Annotated in this window: 19 protein-coding genes and 1 pseudogene; 6 read left to right on the plus strand and 14 right to left on the minus strand. The window is 57.3% G+C overall.

What is annotated here, in order from left to right; all coding sequences use genetic code 11:
• Positions 1 to 20: 20 nt before the first annotated feature.
• Both ACE38U_RS09495 and ACE38U_RS09500 read right to left on the minus strand, forming a co-directional pair.
• Positions 21 to 560 carry a dihydrofolate reductase family protein gene (locus ACE38U_RS09495; protein WP_375529622.1) on the minus strand — a complete coding sequence of 180 codons (540 nt, stop codon included), beginning with the start codon at positions 558 to 560 and terminating at the stop codon, positions 21 to 23.
• Between the two features lie 71 nt (positions 561 to 631).
• Positions 632 to 1,576 carry a GlxA family transcriptional regulator gene (locus ACE38U_RS09500; RefSeq protein ID WP_375529623.1) on the minus strand — a complete coding sequence of 315 codons (945 nt, stop codon included), beginning with the start codon at positions 1,574 to 1,576 and terminating at the stop codon, positions 632 to 634.
• 117 nt (positions 1,577 to 1,693) lie between these two features.
• On the opposite strand from ACE38U_RS09500, the gene ACE38U_RS09505 reads away from it, so the two are divergent.
• The 5 genes from ACE38U_RS09505 (at position 1,694) to ACE38U_RS09525 (ending at position 8,921) form a co-directional block, all read left to right on the plus strand.
• A complete protein-coding gene (locus ACE38U_RS09505; protein ID WP_375529624.1) occupies positions 1,694 to 2,491 on the plus strand; it encodes an SDR family NAD(P)-dependent oxidoreductase in 798 nt (265 codons plus the stop codon).
• Positions 2,492 to 2,701: 210 nt separating this feature from the next.
• Positions 2,702 to 3,574, plus strand: a complete 873-nt coding sequence (locus tag ACE38U_RS09510; protein ID WP_375529625.1) for a ChaN family lipoprotein — start codon at positions 2,702 to 2,704, stop codon at positions 3,572 to 3,574.
• 7 nt (positions 3,575 to 3,581) lie between these two features.
• On the plus strand, positions 3,582 to 4,370 hold the full coding sequence (locus tag ACE38U_RS09515; protein ID WP_375529626.1) for a TonB family protein: 789 nt from the start codon (positions 3,582 to 3,584) through the stop codon (positions 4,368 to 4,370).
• A gap of 83 nt (positions 4,371 to 4,453) precedes the next feature.
• Positions 4,454 to 6,562, plus strand: a complete 2,109-nt coding sequence (locus ACE38U_RS09520; protein WP_375529627.1) for a S9 family peptidase — start codon at positions 4,454 to 4,456, stop codon at positions 6,560 to 6,562.
• A 91-nt stretch (positions 6,563 to 6,653) separates the two neighbouring features.
• Positions 6,654 to 8,921 carry a TonB-dependent receptor domain-containing protein gene (locus ACE38U_RS09525; RefSeq protein ID WP_375529628.1) on the plus strand — a complete coding sequence of 756 codons (2,268 nt, stop codon included), beginning with the start codon at positions 6,654 to 6,656 and terminating at the stop codon, positions 8,919 to 8,921.
• Between the two features lie 40 nt (positions 8,922 to 8,961).
• On the opposite strand, the gene ACE38U_RS09530 is transcribed toward ACE38U_RS09525, so the two are convergent.
• Entirely contained in the window at positions 8,962 to 9,849 is an 888-nt protein-coding gene (locus tag ACE38U_RS09530; RefSeq protein ID WP_375529650.1) for an SDR family oxidoreductase, read from the minus strand.
• Between the two features lie 124 nt (positions 9,850 to 9,973).
• Between ACE38U_RS09530 and ACE38U_RS09535 the strand changes: the two genes are divergently transcribed.
• Positions 9,974 to 10,870: an AraC family transcriptional regulator gene (locus ACE38U_RS09535; RefSeq protein ID WP_375529629.1), complete on the plus strand. Its 897-nt coding sequence runs from the start codon at positions 9,974 to 9,976 to the stop codon at positions 10,868 to 10,870.
• A gap of 36 nt (positions 10,871 to 10,906) precedes the next feature.
• On the opposite strand, the gene cybB is transcribed toward ACE38U_RS09535, so the two are convergent.
• The 11 genes and pseudogenes from cybB to tssF all read right to left on the minus strand — a co-directional run bounded on the left by cybB (position 10,907) and on the right by tssF (position 20,644).
• A complete protein-coding gene (cybB, locus tag ACE38U_RS09540; protein WP_375529630.1) occupies positions 10,907 to 11,443 on the minus strand; it encodes a cytochrome b561 in 537 nt (178 codons plus the stop codon).
• Positions 11,444 to 11,587: 144 nt separating this feature from the next.
• Positions 11,588 to 12,382 carry a YdcF family protein gene (locus tag ACE38U_RS09545; RefSeq protein ID WP_375529631.1) on the minus strand — a complete coding sequence of 265 codons (795 nt, stop codon included), beginning with the start codon at positions 12,380 to 12,382 and terminating at the stop codon, positions 11,588 to 11,590.
• An 86-nt stretch (positions 12,383 to 12,468) separates the two neighbouring features.
• Positions 12,469 to 12,924, minus strand: a complete 456-nt coding sequence (locus ACE38U_RS09550) for a GNAT family N-acetyltransferase (protein WP_375529651.1) — start codon at positions 12,922 to 12,924, stop codon at positions 12,469 to 12,471.
• A pseudogene (gene fos / locus ACE38U_RS09555) lies at positions 12,916 to 13,314 on the minus strand (fosfomycin resistance glutathione transferase); the annotation flags it as partial. The pseudogene fos and the gene ACE38U_RS09550, both read right to left, overlap by 9 nt.
• A gap of 2 nt (positions 13,315 to 13,316) precedes the next feature.
• Complete coding sequence (locus ACE38U_RS09560) at positions 13,317 to 13,607, minus strand: VF530 family protein (RefSeq protein WP_144244083.1); 291 nt, start codon at positions 13,605 to 13,607, stop codon at positions 13,317 to 13,319.
• A 135-nt stretch (positions 13,608 to 13,742) separates the two neighbouring features.
• Positions 13,743 to 15,437: a methyl-accepting chemotaxis protein gene (locus tag ACE38U_RS09565; protein WP_375529632.1), complete on the minus strand. Its 1,695-nt coding sequence runs from the start codon at positions 15,435 to 15,437 to the stop codon at positions 13,743 to 13,745.
• A 139-nt stretch (positions 15,438 to 15,576) separates the two neighbouring features.
• Positions 15,577 to 16,809: a VasL domain-containing protein gene (locus ACE38U_RS09570; RefSeq protein WP_375529633.1), complete on the minus strand. Its 1,233-nt coding sequence runs from the start codon at positions 16,807 to 16,809 to the stop codon at positions 15,577 to 15,579.
• Positions 16,810 to 16,862: 53 nt separating this feature from the next.
• A complete protein-coding gene (gene tssE, locus ACE38U_RS09575) occupies positions 16,863 to 17,318 on the minus strand; it encodes a type VI secretion system baseplate subunit TssE (protein ID WP_038472776.1) in 456 nt (151 codons plus the stop codon).
• 2 nt (positions 17,319 to 17,320) lie between these two features.
• Positions 17,321 to 17,863, minus strand: a complete 543-nt coding sequence (tssJ, locus tag ACE38U_RS09580) for a type VI secretion system lipoprotein TssJ (RefSeq protein WP_375529634.1) — start codon at positions 17,861 to 17,863, stop codon at positions 17,321 to 17,323.
• A complete protein-coding gene (gene tssG, locus ACE38U_RS09585; protein ID WP_375529635.1) occupies positions 17,841 to 18,926 on the minus strand; it encodes a type VI secretion system baseplate subunit TssG in 1,086 nt (361 codons plus the stop codon). The genes tssJ and tssG overlap by 23 nt, the downstream gene beginning before the upstream one ends.
• Positions 18,890 to 20,644, minus strand: a complete 1,755-nt coding sequence (tssF, locus tag ACE38U_RS09590) for a type VI secretion system baseplate subunit TssF (RefSeq protein ID WP_375529636.1) — start codon at positions 20,642 to 20,644, stop codon at positions 18,890 to 18,892. The genes tssG and tssF overlap by 37 nt, the downstream gene beginning before the upstream one ends.
• Positions 20,645 to 20,664: the final 20 nt, after the last annotated feature.

The raw sequence follows: 20,664 nt of genomic DNA on the forward strand, positions 1-20,664 counted from the left end.
AATACCTCTACATCAGAAAATCATCCCACCACCACATCACAAACCATCTCAACAGCCCCGCTTTTCAGCACCTTCTGCGTGACTGGCCTGAAGCTCAACGATTTACTCACCGGTAACAACGGTATCCCCGCCCCGATAACCACGGGAATCTGGGTGATAAACAGGCGCTGCAGCTCGCCGGCTGCTGCAAACAGGGCGGCGGTTTTGCCTCCGCCAACCAGCCAGACATCTTTGCCTTTGGCGGCTGTGCGAGCCTGTGCCGCAATTACGGAGGCCGTATCCTGCACCAGGGTGATGTTTTTCCCCTCAGGAATGGAGAGCGAACGATGCGTGACGATAAATGCCGGAACATCGGCATAGGGCCAGGCCTCTGGTGAGTTTTTCAGGATCCAGCTGTAGGTTTCCGCCCCCATAATCACCGCGCCGACTGTCTGATAAAACTCATCGTATGGCGTTGCGTCATCCCCCAGCTGGAAGGTCATGAGCCAGTCGAGCTTGTGGTGGCTGTCGGCAATGTAACCATCCAGCGTGGCCGCCACGTAATAAACGATGTTCGCCATCCTTTTCCCTCTCAGTCAGACAATTATCCACCTGATAATACAGGGATAAAAATACATCACCACTGCCAGTTTTAGGCTTGCAGTTCTTCATCGCCCCGTGCCTGGCGGCGTATAACCTGCGGCGGCTGGCCGTAGGCACGAAGAAACGCCCGGCGCATTCTGTCCCGCTCGCCAAACCCGGTTTGCCGGGCAACTTCGTCTATGGAGCGGGCACTGGTTTCAAGCAGCATGCGGGCAGACTCCAGGCGCAAATACTCTATCGCACGGGCGGGCGACTGCCCGGTTTCTGCCTGAAAACTGCGGCTAAACTGCCGGGGTGATAAATTTGCCACCGCGGCCAGTTCCTCAACGCTGAGCGCGTTTTCCAGATGGGCACGGGCGTAAGTCATCACTTTCTGAATGCGGTCCGATTTAGGCTCCAGCTCAAGCAGCGAGGAAAACTGTGACTGGCCGCCGGAACGGCGATGGTAGAGCACCAGTTTACGGGCAATGGTGCGGGCGATGTCCGGCCCAAGATCGTCCTCAATCAGCGCCAAAGCCAGATCGATGGCCGCCGTCATGCCTGCCGAAGTCCAGTAAGGCCCGTCGCAAATAAAAATCTTGTCTTCTTCCACGCTTATTCCGGGAAAACGCTGCTGTAGATCGCGCGCATACATCCAGTGCGTGGTAGCTCGCCTGCCCTCCAGCAACCCGGCTTCCGCCAATAAAAATGTCCCCAGGCAGGCGGCGGCCACGCGGCGAGCATAGGCCGCAGCCTGGCGCACAAACTCGATGGTCGCGGCAGAAGCCTGCTCCATAGTGGCGCCAAACAGCAGGAGATCGTACTGCGTATCGGCCATTGACTCGGTCATTACGTCAAACCCAGCCGACGTTTGCACCCTGCCGCCGTGCTCTGACAGCAAATGCAGCTCATAAACCGGTGCTTCCGCCATCAGGTTAGCGACTTCAAACGCCGTAATGACGGCAAAGCCCATGGTGGAATAACCGGGAGTCACGACAAAACCTACTTTCTGCATGATGAGCACCGCCGCATTTAATGATGTCATAAAAAGACGGTTATATGACATTTAAGACATAAAAAGCCAGTGTTAATGTTGCGTTCGTTAACCCATCCCTTCTTCAGGAGTCACACAATGAGCAACGCATCTAAAGGCACCGCCCTGGTCACAGGCGCATCCGGCGGCATCGGCGCAGTCTATGCGGACCGTCTCGCTAAACGCGGCTATGACCTGATTCTGGTCGCCCGTAATACTGCCCGCCTGAACCAGGTTGCCGAACGTCTCCGCCAGGAAAGCGGCCGGTCAGTCCAGATAGTTACCGCCGATCTCGGCAACGCCGCGGAGCTGCTGCAGCTGGAAACGCGGCTCAAAGACGATGAGTCGATTTCGCTGCTGGTTAACAACGCCGGCTTCGGCTCGAAGGAAAGCATTCTGGAAGCCAACGTGGATGAAATGACGGCGATGATCGACCTGAACGTGACGGCGCTTACTCGTCTGACCTATGCCGCTGCCCCGGCAATGGCAGCCCGGAAGCACGGCACCATCATCAATATCGCCTCGATTGTGGCCATCGCGCCTGAATTGCTGAACGGCGTTTACGGCGCCAGCAAAGCTTTTGTGCTGGCATTGAGCCACTCTTTGCAGCATGAACTGGCGGAGTTCGGCGTGCGTGTTCAGGCCGTGCTGCCGGGCGCAACCGCCACGGACTTCTGGAACATCACCGGCGTCGGCGGCCATGAAAACCTGCCGCAAAGCTGGGTGATGAGCACCGAAGATATGGTCGATGCCTCACTGGCCGGCCTGGACGCTGGCGAGAAAGTGACGATACCTGCGCTGCAGGAAGGCAGCGACTGGGATAACTGGGAAGCTGAGCGCCGGGCGGTTAGCACCCGCCTGAGCGCGGCCCAACCAGCCCCGCGTTACGTCAGATAGTCTTTCTCGCTATTTTATCCCGCAAGATGCCGCCTTCTGGCGGCATTATCGCTACGATTAATGAGATCGGCAGCGCATATCATACCCTTACTAATTAAATGCAAATGATAATGAGTATCATTTGATCGCATTGTTTGTTAACATCCCGCCCGCTATACATCATCGATATCAATATAAACAGCCAGTGAAGGCTACCTCCGGGCAAAAGATATGCGTAAAAAATTGATCCTTGCGTCTTTGATAGCGTTAGCCAGCCTGGGCCTCAGCGCCTGCAGCCAAACCACTCACACTCCCCCAGCGGCCAGCCAGGCCGCCATTGCTCGCGGGCAAATCATTGATTTGCACAGCGGCGAAACCCTAACCGATCGGCAGCTGCTGGTTAAGCTCGCTGGCGCTCAACGGCTTATCGTCGGCGAAAAACACGATAACGCCGAACATCATCAGATTGAGCTCTGGCTGATGCAAAACCTGGCTCGGAAACGCCCACAGGGCAGCGTGCTGCTGGAGATGCTAACGGCAGGCCAGCAGCCGCGCGTCACCAGGGTTAAAAGCTGGCTGAAGGAAGACCCGCTGGTGCGGGATGGCCGTATCCAGGAACTGCTTAGCTGGCAAAAAGGCTGGCCGTGGGAGATGTACGGCGGCGTTGTCACCGAGGCGCTTCGTGCCCCTTACCCTCTGCTCAATGCGAATATCAACCGCGACGAGATAATGCATCTTTATAAAGAGCCGCGTTTCCCTGAAGGCAAACTTTCGACGGCCCCTGCCGTGCAGGCCGCGCTGAAGGAAACCATTATTGCGATGCACGAGGGGAATATCGAAGGCCAGCAGCTGACGTCAATGCTGGCGATTCAGCAGCAGCGTGACCGCTATATGGCGCAACAATTGCTGAATGCCCCCGCTCCGGCGCTGTTGATTGCCGGCGGCTACCACGCGTCTAAAAGCTTCGGCGTTCCGCTACATATGGAAGATCTCTCCCCTTCATCACGGCCGGTTGTACTGATGCTGGCGGAAAAAGGCATGAACGTCACCGAGGCTCAGGCTGATTACGTCTGGTTTGTCGCCCCGGCCGCAGCAAAACGGTAAGCCGGGAATGACAGACACATTTTATGCGCATCCGACAAGCGGAAAAGGCGTGTGGTTTACCGTTTCTTTGCTCCTGCACGGCCTGCTTTTTTTAGCCCTGATTTGGCAGGCAACGGAGGTGCAGCCTGCCTTACAGCCTGCACCCGCCGTGATGCTGCAGTGGTCGGATAACATCGAAGCACCGGCATCTCTGCAGCCGCTTCCCGTGGGGATTGCACAGCAGGAGTCTGCGGCCGCAGAGGAAAAACAGCAGGCCGAAGACAAGCAGCAGAGGCCGCTGCCGGAGGATAAAAACGCGGTGATTGAAGTCACCCGGCAGAAAAAAGCTGCCGAAGGCGAGAAGAAAAAACCGCGTCCGCCGCGCAACGTCAGGGAGCAAACTAGCGACAGCAGCCAGGCGTCCGTCTCGACCAATGCCGCGCCTCAGGCCAGCGTTGTTTCATCCCGCATTGCCGCGCCGTACAACAGCGATGCCGCGAAACAAAACAGCCTTGAAGACTCCTGGGAGAGCCGCGTAAAAGGCCATCTTAACCGCTTTAAACGCTACCCTGCTGACGCCCGCAAGCGCGCCCGCACGGGCATCTCGGTCGTGACGTTTACCGTGAACGCTGCGGGAGAGGTTATTGGAAGTTCGCTGAGTAGCTCGTCGGGAACACGCTCGCTTGACCGCGAAGCGATTGAGGTTTTAGAGCGCGCCCGGCCGCTGCCCAAACCACCCACCGAACGCTTAAAGGGAGGCGTTTATAGCGTGATGATGCCAATAAGCTTTGACCTGACGGAGCTGAGCCGAAGCTAGCGCTACGCTCCCCGCTACCTGAATTTATTTTTATGCTGACTATTTCGGCAGGATGCCCTGTCGCCTGACGCTAAGGACGTATTATGGAAAAACTATGGAAAGCTACGCCGCTGTTCATCGCCTGTTCGCTTTACGCGAGCTGCGCTGCCGCCGACATGCCCCGGCCACCCGCTACGGAAAAAATCCCCCACCAGCTGATTGAACATGGCGATATCCGCGTGGATAACTATTTTTGGCTCAGGGACGACAGCCGCAGTGACGCAAAGGTACTGCGTCACCTGGAAGATGAAAATAACTATGCCCGTCAGGCTCTCCAGCCCGCCGCTGAATTAACGGAGAAGTTGTACCAGGAGATGGTCGCGCGGATGAGCCCGGAAAATCGCTCGGTCCCCTTCCAGCGCAATGGCTACCTTTATCAGGATGTTTATCTGGCCGGACAGGATTATGCCGTCAGCCAGCGCCAGCCAGCAGGAAGTAAAAAGGAATGGCAGACGCTGGTTGACGGGAATCAACGCGCCAAAGGTCAGGCCTATTATCAGCTAAGCGGCCTGGTGGTCAGCCAGGATAACCAGATGATGGCTATCGCGGAAGACACCGCCGGTCGCCGCCAATACCGCCTCTCGCTGCGTGATTTACAAAGCGGAAAATGGCTCGCCGAAACTATCGACAACACCTCCGGGAATATGGTCTGGTCAAACGATGGTCACTATCTGTTCTACGTGCGCAACGATCCGCAAACGCTGGTGCCCTCGCAGGTCTGGCGGCACCGGCCAGGGACGCCGGTTGCAGAAGATAAATTAGTCTATCAGGAGAAAGATGGCGGCTTTTATCTCGGTCTCTCCCGCTCCTCGTCCGACCGTTATTTGATTATCACGCTCAGCGCCAGCACGTCGTCAGAAGTACGCCTGCTGGATGCCGACAGGCCGGAAGCTCCGCCGGTGCTGTTCGCCGTTCGCACCCCCGGAATTGAGTATTATCTCGACCATTTTGGCGACGATTTCTACCTGCGCGCGAATCAGGAAAGTGCCAATTTCGGGCTGTATAAAAGCCACGCCCCGGGTGACAAATGGCGGCCCGTTGTCGCGCCTCAACCGGGAAAAATGGTGGAAGGATTCACCCTGTTTAAAGACTGGCTGGTGGTGGCTGAACGCCAGGACGGGCTGAGCCAGATCCGCAAGATTAACTGGCTGAACCACGGTGAGCAGACGCTGAAATTCGATGATGCCAGCTATATGGCCTGGCTCGGCTACAACCCGGATCCACAGTCCGGCAAGCTGCGCTACGGTTACTCCTCGATGACGACCCCAACCAGCACTTACGAATGGGATTTAGCCAGCGGGGAACGTACCCTGCTTAAACGGCAGGAGGTGAATAACACCGACCCGCAGGACTACCATAGCGAACGGATTTGGACCACGGCACGCGACGGCGTGAAGGTGCCCGTTTCGCTGGTCTATAACAAAAAAATGTTCAAACCAGGCCACAGCCCGCTGCTGGTGTATGGCTATGGCGCTTACGGAATGAGTATGGATCCGGCCTTCAGCGCCAACCGCCTGAGCCTGCTGGATCGCGGGTTTGTCTTTGCTATCGTTCACGTGCGCGGCGGCGGCGAGCTGGGCCAGCAGTGGTATCAGCAGGGGAAACTGGAGAACAAGCAGAACAGCTTCAACGATTTTCTTGATGCCACGCATAGCCTGGTTAAACAGGGCTTCGGCCAGGCCGGCAGGCTCTATGCCATGGGCGGAAGCGCGGGCGGCCTGCTGGTTGGCAACGTCATCAACCAGCAGCCGGCCCTCTTTAACGCCGTAGTCGCGCAGGTGCCGTTTGTGGATGTGGTGACAACCATGCTGGATGAATCACTGCCGCTCACGGTGGGCGAATATGACGAATGGGGTAATCCACACCGGAAAGCAGACTATCTGCGACTCAAATCCTGGAGCCCGTACGACAACGTGAAGCCTTCGCACTACCCTAATCTGCTTGTGACCAGCGGCCTCAATGACTCGCAGGTGCAGTATTGGGAACCCGCCAAATGGGTCGCTAAGCTGCGGGAAAACCAGCAAGGCCCCGGCAAAATACTTCTGCTGACCGATATGCAGGCCGGGCATGGCGGTAAATCAGGCCGAATAAAACGCCTGGAAAATACCGCGCTGGAATACAGTTTTATTCTGGAGGCAGATAAACAGCGCTAACCGGAAACCCCTCCCTTATCGGGGAGGGTTCGTTAAAGCGACATAATTATAAAAATAACTTTTATTTTATTACGATACTTCAAGGACACGTATGAACGTAAATAAACTGGCCGTTGCCCTCGGCTCGGGCATGCTATTGCTCAGCGCCAGCGGGGCGGCACAAGAAAATAATGATAAAAGCAGCGGAGATAAAAAAGGCTCGGCGGTATTTAGCCCGCTTAACGTTTCCGCCGGGAACATCACCAGCGAACAAGAAGCGCTGGAAAAACCAGGCGCCACCAGCTCTCGCTCCACGGGAAAAAACCTGCAGTCCCTGGACGCCACGCTGCGGAGCATGCCCGGCACCTATACCCAAATCGATCCCGGTCAGGGCACGGTGAGCGTCAATATTCGTGGCATGAGCGGCTTTGGCCGGGTTAACACCATGGTAGACGGAATTACCCAAAGCTTTTACGGCACCACCACGTCAGGCACGACCGTTCACGGCTCCACCAACAACCAGGCTGGCGTGCTCATCGACCCTAACTTTTTAGTCGGTGTGGACGTCACGCGCGGCGACAGCAGCGGCTCTGCGGGGATTAACGCCCTGGCGGGAAGCGCAAATATGCGTACCCTTGGCGTGGATGACGTTATTTTTAAGGGCAATGATTACGGACTGAGATCGCGATTCTCGGTAGGCAGTAACGGTATCGGGCGCAGCGGGATGATTGCCGCCGCAGGGAAAACCGACGCCTTCACCGATACCGGGAGCTTCGGCGCCATGGCCGCCATCAGCGGCAGCTCTATTTATTCGAATTTCTCCAACGGCTCCGGCATTAATAGCGAAGAGTTTGGTTATGATAAATTCATGAAGCAGAACCCGAAGTCCCAGCTTTATAAAATGGACATCAAGCCCGATGAATTTAATAGCTTTGAGCTGTCTGCCCGAACTTATGAAAATAAGTTTTCGCGCCGCGACATCACCAGCGACGATTATTATATTAAATACCACTACGCCCCGTTCTCTGAGCTGATTGATTTTAACGTCACGGCCAGCACCAGCCGTGGCAATCAGAAATACCGCGATGAGTCGCTGTACACCTTTTACAGCACCTCCGCGCAAAACCGTTCCGATGCCCTGGACATGAGTAACGTCAGCCGTTTCAGCCTGGGTGATAATGACCTGGCGTTTACGCTGGGCGGCAAGCTGATGCGCACCCGCTACACCAAGCTCATTAATTCCGCCGCAGGCGATGAGAAAACCAACCAGGAGTCGATCGAAAACAATCCGTTCGCCCCTTCCGGGCGGCAGGATATTTCGGCGTTATATACCGGGCTGCAGGTGAAGCGCGGTATCTGGCAGGCAGACTTGAACCTCAACTACACGCAAAACAGAATCACCGGCCACAAGCCGCCCTGCGACGAGCGCGTTATCTGCGTCCCGCAGGGAAGTTACGACGTCGATGAGCGAGAAAGCGGCTTTAACCCGTCGGCCCAGCTGTCGGCTCAGGTCACCCCCTGGCTTCAGCCGTTTGTCGGCTACAGTAAGTCGATGCGTGCGCCAAATATTCAGGAGATGTTTTTCTCCAACTCCGGCGGAGCTTCCATGAACCCCTTCTTAAAGCCTGAACTCGCCGAAACCTGGCAGGTCGGTTTTAATATCGACACCAAAGACCTTATCGCTAAGCAAGATTCGTTGCGCTTTAAAATGCTGGGCTACCGCAGCAGGATCCAGAACTATATTTTCAGCGAATCTTACCAGGTCTGCTCCAGCGGGAGAAAATGCAGCATGTCCGAAGTCATTGGCAACGACTGGGCGGACATGAGCGACGACTACAGCGACAATATGTACATCTACGTGAACTCTGCCACCGGCGTCACCGCCCAGGGCGTTGAGCTGGAGATGGACTACGACGCAGGGTTCGCCTTCACCCGCCTCTCCTTCAGCCAGCAGCTGACCGACCAGCCAACGTCCATCGCCAGCACCTACTTCGGTGCCGGAGATATGACCGAGCTGCCAAGAAAATATATGACGCTGGATGCCGGGGTGCGTTTCTTCGATGAATCGCTGACCCTCGGGACGATCGTCAAATACACCGGGAAAGCCCGCCGGCTGTCGCCTGATTTTGAAACCGATGAGCATACGGGCGCCATCATTAAAGAGGATTTGCCGCAGATCCCGACGATTATCGATCTCTACGGCACCTACGAGGTGAACCGCAATCTGATGCTGAAGCTGACGGTGCAAAACCTGATGAACCGGGATTACTCAGAGGCGCTGAACAAGCTCAATATGATGCCTGGGCCGGGCGATGATGCTAGCCGGGCCAATACCGCGCGCGGCAGAACCTGGATCTTTGGCGGCGAAGTTCGCTTCTGATCGTCCCCGAATCGCCCGGAAGCATCCGGGCGATGTACGTCTAGCGGTACTGCATGTGCCGCAAATCCTCAATCAGCCCTGGGCCAACGGGCCGCCAGCCCGTTTTCTGCTGCGTCTCAAGGCTTGAGGCCGACATATCATGCGCGGCAAAGTTACCGAGCCAGCCAAAGTGGTCGCTGGCTTTGTCGGCGTCAATGCTGCGCACAGGTACACCAAGCCCCTGGCCAATCACGTCGGCGATATCTTTAGTGGTGATACCTTCTTCGGCAACAGCGTTATAGCGCGCTCCGGCAATCCCTCTTTCTACCGCCAGAACATAAAGACGCACCGCGTCGCTCACGTGCACCGCCGACCAGCGGTTTCTGCCTTCGCCAATATAAGCCGCCAGGCCCTTCTCCCTCGCCAGCTCAATCAGCGGAGTGATAAGCCCTTGCCTGACGGTGTCATGCACCTGCGGCAGGCGAACAAACGAGGCGTTAACGCCCCGCTCAAGCAGGCTTACTCCAGCGATTTCCGTGGCTTTACGCGGGTTCGGCGTCAGGACGTTATAGCCCGCCTCCGTGGCTGGTTTGCCCGGCTCCGTTGCCCCCATGGCAACAAAAGAGGTGATAACCATTGGCCGGGATGAGCCTGCAAGCGCTTCCCCCATCGCACCAATCACTTTGCCGTCAGCCTCGCAGTTGGCGACAAAGGTAGAAAAGTCATGATTGAAAGCCGTGTGGATCACCGCGTCCGCAAGATCCGCCCCATGCTGCAGGCTGGCCAGGTTATCCAGATCGCCAAAATGTGCTTTCGCTCCCCAGGACTCCAGAGCTGTGGCCCCGCGCTCGGAGCGCGTTAGCCCCAGCACCTGATGCCCCGCCGCCAGCAGCTGTTGCACGATAGCCGAGCCAAGAAAACCGGTCGCACCGGTCACAAAAATACGCATAGTCATTATCCCAAACCGTCACTGAGGACTGAGTTGCCGCCCGACGGGATTTACTGTAAACAGGAAGAGTTATACGAACAATGTTCAAAAGTCGCCATTTTTGGTCTTATCGTCCGGAGTTGATATGGATCCGCTGTCTGAACTGCTTTCCCTGCTTAAACCCCAGAGCTATGCCTCGGGCGGCGTTGCCCTGCACGAAACGATGGCGATTCAGTGGCCAGAACACGCCGGAATTAAGTGCTATGCCGTGGTGTCCGGGCGCTGCTGGCTCTCCGTTGAGGGAATGAACGAGCCGCTGCTGCTGCAGGCCGGCGACTGCTATCTTCTGCCGCCTGGACCACCGTTTTGCCTGGCGACTGAACCTGACGCCACGCCGGTGGACTTCTACACCCTGCGCGAGGCTGGAAAGCTCGGGCCCGATGTTGTCCCTGGCCAGCAGGAAAGCTGCTTCCTGGTCGGCGGCCATTTTGTGCTGAGCGGGGAAGCGGCCGACCTGCTGCTGAGCTCTCTGCCGCCGGTGGTCTGCATTCAGCAGCCGGACAGTAAAGCGGCGATGCGCTGGGCGCTGGATCAAATGACCGACGAAGTGCGCCAGCCTCGCCCCGGCGGCGCGCTGATTATCCAGCAGCTGGCGTGGATGATGCTCATTCAGGCGCTTAGGCTGCACTTAGCCCATCAGCCCGCCGTGGGCTGGCTTTATGCGCTGGCAGACAAGCAGCTGAGCCTCGCCCTGACCTGCATGCATAAAGATCCCGCGTTTGGCTGGACGCTGGAAAAACTGGCGGAGCGCGTGGGGATGTCACGTTCGACGTTTGCAGCACGGTTTAAGGCGATAACGGGCGCTTCGGCTATCGACTATCTGACGCGCTGGCGCATGATGCTCGCCTGCGACAGGCTGCGCCAGCCAGGAGATTCACTGGCGCGTATTGCCGCGGATTTAGGCTACGAGTCGGAAAGTGCGTTCGGGAAAGCGTTCAAGCGGGTGATGGGCTGCTCGCCCCGGCAGTATTCAAAAAGCTAGCGGCTGCGCGGCACGGAGGCCACCGCCGCTAAGCGATTATTCTTGTTCTCGTTTGCCCGGCATCATTCGCAGCAGCGTATTGTCTTTCCAGACGTAATGATGGAACAGCGCACCAAAGGCGTGAAGACCGATAACGAAATAGCCGGTATTGGCGATAAGCTCGTGCCAGGACTTAAGGCTGAACTCCAGGTCTTCGTCCGGCACCGCCGCCACCGGCATTTGTAGCCCGAAGGCCACCCAGTCACTGCCGCGATAGTACATCGCCAGGAAGCCCAGCACCGGCAGCGCAATAAACATCAGATAGACAATCGTATGGACCAGATGAGAGATGCCGGTCACCGCCGGATGCGGCCTGGGTACAATGGCCGGCGCGCGATACCTGATACGAACCAGCAGGCGGGCCACCATCAGTACCAGGACGGAGATACCGCAGGTGAAATGGATAGAGTTGATGAGCGGCCGGTAGCTACGCGGCGCAAAGCCACGCAGTTCCATGGCGCAGTAGGCTCCCACCACCAGCAGAAAGACCAGCCAGTGGATCGAAATCTGTAACGAGGTGTATTTAGTGCGCATGAAAGACCCTGCCCTGAAAAAACGTTAAATGCCAGGATACCGAAGAAACATTAAAAGAGCATTAACATCAACGTATTATGGACGTTAATTTGTTTCAGCGTGTAATTTTTAAGCCTTAACGTTGTTCAGGGCAAAGCCCGGGGTTTACAGCCCGCGTTCGCGGATCATTGCGCTCAGCGCCATATCCTGCTGGAGAGCATGCCAGGCGGCCATCACCTGCGGCGGAATATCAACGTGAACGATGAAGTCCCGCCCCTGTGGACCATAGCCGGTTGCATCGTCGCGCAGGCGAGGAATTTCACCCAGCGCCAGCGAAACATAACGCTCGAGCGGCCACAGGCCCTCTTCCTCTCCGGCAAAAACGGTGCCCTGCTCGCCTGCAGTTAACTCCGGCACTACGCCCGGCCAGCTCAGCAATTCCGGTGCCTGCGCATCACCTTGCCAGACTCGGGAGAAGGCCGCGACGGTTCGGCGCTGCATGGTCGGGTCCTGAACAATCAACACGCGCGTTGGGCTCAGGCCCAGTTCGGCCATCTTAGCCACGCTAAAGCGTGCATTTTCACCGCAGTTGGTTGATTTCTCTTCGATGATGATTTTTTCGTGCGGGACTTTCCAGAACTGGTGGGCAATATCTTTCAGGATTGCCGCTTCGGAACGCCCGGTAGTGGGAATGGTGTTATAACGCGGATGTCGGGCTATTTCGGCGTAGAGATACGTCGTGGAATGGCCTATTCCACCGGTGATCAACAGCGGTTTTTCGCCGTTAGCGGCAAACTCGCAGGCGGCGTCAATCGTGGGGATCACGGCGTTACCGGCCAGGATAATCAGCTCGGCATCCTGTGCCTGCGGCGCACCTGTAAAATCGCTTTGCGCCAGCCACTGGCCCAGCGTGTTAACAGCCTGAACTGTCGGCTGGCTCAAGGTTGCGGATGTCATCATTAGCGGGATCCTCCCTGTTAAAAACCAGTGTCTAGCCTAACCCGGTCAATCCGCCGGGCCTATCAGATGCCGCTGAAAAGGTTTAATCAGACGGAAAGCGGCTTTTGCAGCCGCAGGCGGTGCTCGTCTGGTTCGCCCTGGGGCTCTAGCTCTACCAGCTGGTAGCCATTTTTAAGCAGCATCATTAGCATGCCACGGAACCTGTTGCGGGTTTTCACGCTAAGCGTGCGGTAACCCTGTTCCATCGCCCATTTTTCCTGGGCAATCAGCAAGGCCTGCGCGACGCCATCCCGTCTGAATTCTGGTAAAACGCCGCCCAGCCAGCTGTAAAACTCTGTTTCGCTCAGCGCATAGCCAAGCTTAAACCCGGCTGGAATGCCATTCACGCAGCCGATGAGCAGGCTGGTCTGGTTTGTCGCCAGGCGAGCCTGAAGATCTGCGACGCTTCGACTGTCGTCAAACTCCGGCAAACGATGATAAAGCTCGAGGATCTCCGCCAGAGAGGCCTGCCGCACGGTAATGCCCGTCTCCTGGAACGTCATCCCAGAGTAAGGCTTTTCCCTACAGGCCGCCAGGCGGCTGGCTAAATCCCCCACGTGCAGCTCAAGCTGGTGGTTATCCGGGTCAAGAAAGTAGAAAGAATGCCCTTCGCTGCGGTTGTCTTTCCAGATCCGAACGCCGCGCTGCTCCAGCGCTTTAACAAGCTGAGGAAATGTCTCGGCGCTTATGCTGAAGGCATAGTGGGTATAATGAACCGGGCGCTCACCGGCCTTTGCATCCAGAGAAAGGCAAAGCCACAAATCACCGCAGGAAAGATACGCCCCGGACTCCCAACGCGCGTGCAGCCTGACGCCCGGCAAGCTTTGGTAAAACGCCAGGCTCCGCGCCAGGTCGCGCACCGCAAGCGTCAGGTGGTTCAGGCCGGTTAGCATGATTATTCCTTATTCTTAGCCTGATTCTTAGCCTGCCAGTTGGCCCACGGGCTTTCTGCCTGCGCGTCACTTTCATCAGGCTCGTCGAGTGAGGCGATATACATCTCTTCCACTTCTTTACGCGCCCACGGCGTGCGGCGTAAAAACTTCAGGCTGGACTTAACGCTGGGGTCGCTTTTAAAGCAGTTAATGTTCACCTGCCGCGCCATTTCCGCCCAGCCATAGCGCTCAACCAGCGCGGTCAGCAGCGCCTCAAGCGTAATGCCGTGCAGCGGATCTTTTGAACTCATGATTATTCCGGATATTTTGATAATTTGCGCACACCTTACTGATTCTGCCAGCGAGGCGCAACAAGGTGCGGGCGACGATCCCGAAGAAGTGAAAAGAAGTGAGAGGCGGCCCATCGCTGAGCCGCAGAAGGGGTTAAATCAGAAGGTTTCCCAGTTATCGGCAGAAACCGCAACCGGCCGCGCCGATGTGGACGCAGGAGAAGGAACGACATAACGACTTTTCGGTGCTGCAGAAGAGCCGGCTTTCAGGCGGAACGTGCCTACAGCCTCCGTCAGCCGTGCGGCCTGTTCTTCCAGGGAAACGGCGGCGGCTGAAGCCTCTTCTACCAGCGAAGCATTCTGCTGGGTAACGTTATCCATCTCGTGAATAGCCTGCCCGACTTGCTGAATGCCCCGGCTTTGCTCGTCAGACGCGGCGGCGATTTCCAGCATAATATCGGTCACGCGGCGAACGGCGTCCACAATCCCCGTCACCGTGGTGCCCGCCTGTGCAACCTGGCGGGAGCCGGAATCAATCAGCGACACGGACTCGCTGATAAGCCCTTCAATCTCTTTTGCCGCCTGGGCGCTGCGCTGCGCCAGCGTGCGCACCTCGCTTGCCACAACCGCAAATCCTCGACCTTGCTCCCCGGCCCTTGCAGCCTCAACGGCAGCGTTCAGCGCCAGAATGTTGGTCTGGAAAGCGATGCTGTTGATTACCGCCGTTATCTCAGAGATTTTCTTCGAGCTGGCGGAGATATTGTCCATTGTGCTGACCACGCCAGAAACAATACGCCCGCCGTCGCTGGCCTTCTGCGAAGCATCTTCCGCAAGCTTTGTCGCGTGATGCGCGTTGTCGGCGTTTTGTTTCACCGTGGCGGTAAGCTGCTCCATGCTGGCGGCGGTTTGCTCGATGGCCGCCGCCTGCTGCTCGGTTCGGGATGAGAGGTCGGTGTTACCGGCAGAAATTTCGCTCGAGCCCTGGTAAATAGCTTCTGCACCTTCGCGCACGGTGCTCACGGTGCTGACCAACTGCTGCTGCATATGCTGCAGGTGCTGGCTGAGCTTGCCAATTTCGCTGTTGCCGGTTGCTTCCGCCGACAGGGTTAAATCCCCTTCGGAGATATGTTCGATTCGCTTCGCCGCTCGCTGCAGCGGGCCAATCACCACGCGGCGCAGCATGATGAAGGTAAATACCGTCATGAAAAGCGCCAGCGCAAAGGCCCCGGCCATCAGCGCCACGCTGGTTCTGGTGCGGTTATCAGCCTGCTCCCTCAGCGCATTTGCCCGTTCGGTTCGAATGCTGACTGCTTTTTGCAGGTTGGCGCCGTAGTCGCTGTCCAGCTTGCGCACGACCTCGCTTTCATGGGTGATGATCGCCTCAAACATGCCGTTTTTGGCGAACTTCAGCATCGGCTTCATGCCTTTTTCGAGATAGGCCGCAAACTCATCCTGCAGCCCTTTGTCCAGCGCCTGGTCTTCGGGCGTTTTTACCTTACGGGCCATATAGGCGTTGAAACCAGCCTGCGCCTGCTTGATGAGCCCTTCGGCATTGGCGACGTTCTGTTTAACCTGATCCATATCCGCGACGCGGCTTGCCGCCCCGGCGTTGATCAGGTTGATACGTGCGGTACGCAAATGGTTGGCGCTGTCCGCCAGCCCCATACGCACCTGAATTTCTTCCGTGACATCCTGAAGCGCGCGGTCGCTCTGGATAAGAAAGTAGCTGGCAAAACCGATGCAGAGCGCAAACAGCAGCAGAATGCCGCCGAGAATGGAGGAAAACAGCGGCACCAGCCGGATGTGATGCCAGAAGCGCACGCCGTTTTGTGGGGTCAGAGTTTTTATCGACATGTCCGTGACTCTCTTTGTATGGGGAATTCCCTTCAGAAGTCATCGGCCCCGGCGCGTAAAAACATTACGCGCCACGTCACAAATTTGCGTTAACGACGCTAAAGATATGACAGAAAGTTAAGTGGATCACAGGTTTGGCTTAGCGTTTCTCCGCCTGCTGCTTTATCAGCGCATAGCGGTTCAGCAATTGCCTGATTTGCATGTTGGTTTGCGTCAGCTGCGCGTCGGGTAGCGGCGTGCCTGCCGGGGACTGGCTCAGTGAATACAGGCGCTCTTCCAGAGGCGTGCTGCGCGAGAAATGCTGCGTCATGGTAAAGACCATAGATTTAAGCTCGGAGCCGGTCAGGTATTTGCCTTTACGTTCGTCCAGCGCGTTGAGCCGACGGGTCAGGTCGCTCAGGCCCGCCATGCCCTGATGCCAGCCTGAAAGCTGCTCAGGCGGCAAAGCGTTGCCGGTCAGGTAACGTGCCCATTGCGCCTTCAGGCCTTCAACCTGCTCCGGCCTGGCGCGCCCGGCCAGCTCATAGCCATAATCCTGCAGCAGCAACGGCGGCAGTCGGCCAAGCTCAACGAGAGATGCCTCACTTGCCGCCACCGGCAGCGGACTTGTGGGCTGCGGGTAAATTTTTTGCCAGCCCCAAAAGCCTGCACTCCCCACGGCCAGCATAACCAACATCCCTGCCGCAAAGCTTCGCCAGAGCGGTGCCGATGAAGGCTTAGGCACAAAGTTCACAACGCCGGGCGAGGCCGGGTCTTCACGTGCGACATAGATCAGCGGCTCGCTGCCTGAAGGTATTTGATTTTCCAGGATCGGAGAAGAAAAAGGCACGACAACGGCAGCGCTGGAGCCTGCGTCCATATTCTCCAGCCTGATTGCAGCATTGTGCATAAAGGTGCAGAGCTCGCCCATCTGGCTGGCATTTTTTAGCTCCAGCCGCTGCAGCACATCGCGCAGCGAATTCAGGTGCTGTTCTGCCTGATAGACCAGCGGTAAATCAGCGTAATTAAGGCTGAGCGTGCGCAACGTTGACTGTAGACGATGGCTAAACCCGGCCATAATTTCCATGCGGGCATGCACCGGCTGCGGCCACATAATGCCCCACTGCCGGCTCAGCAGAACTTCCATTATCGCCAGCCCTTCATTAAGGCCAGCCATGCCGGCAAGTCGCGTTCGGGCCAGCGTATACCAGCAAAGCGTTTGAAGCTCCACGCCATTCTGGCGGAACAGCGACAGGCTTAGCTGCTCTACAAGCGCCCAGTTCACATCCGGGCGCGCCGGATGGTTCAGCTTAGCGAGTTCATCACGCAGGGAAGCATATTCCGGCAACGCGCGCGGGTCGCTGCCGGTTTTAATTTGATTAGCGTTATTCACGGAGATTTTCCGTCAGTTAGAGTGTGGGAGTGAGAATGAAGACGGTTAGCGTTTTAAATTCTGGTTTGGGTATCGAGATATTGCTGCTGTTTTAGATGGCGCAGCAAGACTCTGCCTTCGGGCATAAATTCGGTGCCGTATCGGACCAGGCCAAGGCCTTTAAGCTCGGCGTCAATCGCGTAACGCAGCTCGCCGGGCTGCGTTTGTTCGAGCAGCAGCACGTTAATGCTCTTCAGGCGTGGTTCATATTTCAGCAATACGCTGCTCAGGGCGCCTTTCAACTGATGGGCTGTGCCCGGCATTCCCTGCAGGATTTTGGTCATGTCCGGCAGGCCGTAATCAGGCAGGTGCGCCAGCGTCCCGGCGCGGCAGTTGAGAATACGCTGCATGTTATCCAGCACGGACAGAATGACCTGATTTTCTTCACTGACCTGATGCAGCGCGAGCTCCCCGGAGAAATTACCGAGCAGCATGTCATACAGCGACGGGGTGTGATGCGACTGTGGCATGGTTACTCCTTCACGGGGATCAGCGTCAGGCGGTTTTTCCCGGCTTCAATCACGCGGGGCTTATCCGGGTCCAGCGCCTCACGATCGAGGGTTAGCTTCCACGTTTCCTTCTCGCTATCCGGGGCGCGGAACAGCCCAACAACGGCGACAAAACGGGTATCTGCCTCCATCGGCATATCAAGGCTGACGTCCCCGCCCGGCTTGAGTACTACATCACGGCTCGCCAGCAGATCGGCGCTAAGCAAGCTTTCTCCGTCCTTCAGCAACTGCTGATAGACCATTTTGTCGAAGGTTTTATTGTCTTTGAGCTGGTAAATACGCAGCAGCACCGGCGCCGAAAATGAGTGGTTTTCGCGCGCGTCGGTGTTCAGCTCTTCACGCGCGGTGAAGTCCAGGTGCAACACTTTAATCTTCTTATAGAACACTGAGGTGAAAGCTGATTTCGTGCCATCGCTGACGCTTTGCGTCAGGCCACAGCCCGCCAGGCTTAACGCTAGCAGGGGCAGCAGCCAGCGGTGGGTCTTAATTAAACTTGTACGTAACACGTCGGTTTCCTTGTTGTATTCTCGCGGGCTGAAGGCCGCTGTAATAACCCAGTTCCGTGGTAAAACGCTCGGGCAGATCGTCGGGGAGCCTTTCCTCTTCGGCGCCCAGCACACCGTTCATACCTAGCCAGAAAGGTCCCTCGCCCAGCGGGGGAGCCGCCAGCAGCCGGGTATCGGTGGTGAGGGTGATTTTGGCCTTAAACCGCCAGCCAAGATAAACCCGCAGCATCACCAGAAAGTCCTGATACAGCAGACCGTCCGGCTTCCAGCCCAGCGACTCCTGCGCGTTGTCCGTGAACAGGGCGATCAGCAGCTGGCTGTTGGCTTCCATCGCCTCATCCCCGAGCGGCATATTGCCATCCAGTAAAAAATCCCGATCGCCGTGAAAACCCAGCGGCTGGCTGATTTCCACCGGCCGCAGGCAGTACGGGCTGACCTGCACCGTGGTCTCCGGGGCCAGCAGGCTCACCAGCGCCTGTATCCCTTCCTGCGTTTTTCCCGGCTGACGTAATACGCCGAGCAAAGCCAGAAAGCGCGATACCGGCGTGGCGATATGGTTTGCCGTGCCGGGTATCCCCAGCCCGACCAGGCCCAGCAAGGACTGAGAGATACCGTCTGTTCCGCCAGGTTCAAAGGTGGCCGGGTAAGAATACTTTCGCCAGATGCGGTAAAACTGGGTCAGGATGCGATGGCTAAAAATATCCAGAAAGCCCTGCAGCGCCTCGTGCCCTTCCCGGCGCTGGGTGATGTCGTCGAGATACGCGGTCGGCAGCGGGGAATCCACCCCGTACATCCCCATAAAAGTGGTCCGGATACGCGGGGGCTGAGCGTCATCGTCTGCGTCGTATTCAACGGATTTCAGCTCGCTGGCCGGAAACCCCATTCCCGGATGAGGCGCAAAACGCACGGGATCGTCCGCCGGGTGACTGGTCGAGCCCAGCGGCGGTTTATCGTTGTGACGCTTTTCCAGCAACTGGCAGAAACGATAAAAGTTAATCCGCTGGAGACTGGCCTCCAGCCGGGGTGTCAGCCGGGAATACGACGGCTGTGCTTCTCTTCCCATTCCAGGCGTTCTCCGGTTGGTTGCAGAATGATAATCAGGCGGTTAAACAGGTAGATATCGGTGTAAAGCGCGAAAAAGCGGCTCAGCATCTCGCCAAACAGGCAAACATCGCCTCGTCCGGCAAAGCCGTGACCGTCGAGGGTGACTTCAATCTGCACGCCGCGCACCAGGAACCCCTGCTCAAAGCGCTCGGTTTCGCCGTGCTTCACGTCAATGATGGCTTCCAGGCGACGGCGGTTCATTTCGCTGTCGGTCCATTCATACAGCGCCAGGGTACCGCGCAGTACATCCGCGTTGTCCATCATCGACAGGAACCCGCTGCCGAGGTGGCTCAGCACGCGCCAGTGGAAACGGTCCTGCGCCGGGGGGTAACAAGGCAGCGTCGGGGCGCAGAGATTACGTACCGTCATGCTGGTCGTGGGGGTTTTCACCGCCGTATCCAGCACGGTGCTTTGCAGCGCCCGACGCGGCAGTTGCCCGTTAGTGCCGGTCAGCGTCAGCGAAAGGCTTTCGTCTTCCGGCACGGTGTGGCTATCAAAGGCTTCACCGCCCAGAATCAGCCAGGTGTTATGCAGCCCGGACGGGCCACGCCGCACGCGGGTATGGTAGTAATATTCCGGGGCTTCGTGGCGCATCATGCCGCCTTTATGCCGGAAGCTGGAGAACGGAACATAAACATGCTGATTCGATGACATCACCGAATCCACGGCATAAATCTCGGTGTGACCATCCTGGACGCGCATCGGGCGCAGCATATACTCCGTTTGCAGGGAGTCCAGGGTCAGCGGGTCGGACTCCAGCGGGAACAGGTTAATCACCGGCACGCAGTTCAGACGCAGATGTTTTTCGTTAAAGCTGAAGTCATGCTCCCAGCGCTCGGCCAGTACCACGTCGATTTCAAACCACGGCAGCGCCGCCGGAAAATCGACGGTTTCCAGCCCTCGCAGGCCGGTAAACATGAATTTCTCGCGGAAGGTAAAGTACTCCAGCAGCAGCTGGTAACCGCTGAAACTGCTGTTGCTCTTCGGCCACAGGGCGTCGTCATCGCCAAAGCCCTGGGCAGTGAAATGCCCGTCGAACGGTCTGCTGTCCACATCGCCGGGCATGCGCAGCCACATGCGGGCCACGTTCTGGGTAAAAGCTTCGTGCATAGCGCAGGCCAGAGGCGCATCGGCGTTGAAGTACAGCGCAAGAGCGCTGAGGTCGAGCTGGCTCCAGTCCGCCAGTTTGCCACAGTTAAAGCGCAGGGTGACCACCGAGCGCCCCTCAGCGTTGGTTGCCAGCCGGACATGCTCCAGCGCCAGCGGCTGAAGGTGGATCTCCCGGGTGGTGGTGTATCGGCAGCGCGTGCCTTTGTCGCCGATCGGCCTGGAGTTAACCTCGAAACCTTTAACGATGCGCATCGGCTCTTTCATTTCGAGCCAGTCCGGGGTGAATTCCACCACCGACATCGACGGAATGGTGCGCAGATAATGCGGCCACAGCAGGCTAACCAGCCCTTCGGTCAGCTCCGGCAGGTCGTCATCAAGCTTTTCACGCAGCCGCCCCATCATGAAGGCAAAGCCTTCAAACAGGCGTTCCACATACGGGTCGCGCGCGCCCGCTTTATCGAGATTAAGCATCGCCGCCTGGTCAGGATGAGCGCGGGCAAATTCTTCACCGGCTTCCAGCAGGTAGCGCATTTCAGCGTCGTAATAACGCAGGGTTAAATCGTCCATAAATACCTGATTATTTTTTT

It is taken from the genome of Cedecea selenatireducens, assembly GCF_042138895.1.
In the GTDB taxonomy this organism is placed as follows: domain Bacteria; phylum Pseudomonadota; class Gammaproteobacteria; order Enterobacterales; family Enterobacteriaceae; genus Cedecea; species Cedecea selenatireducens.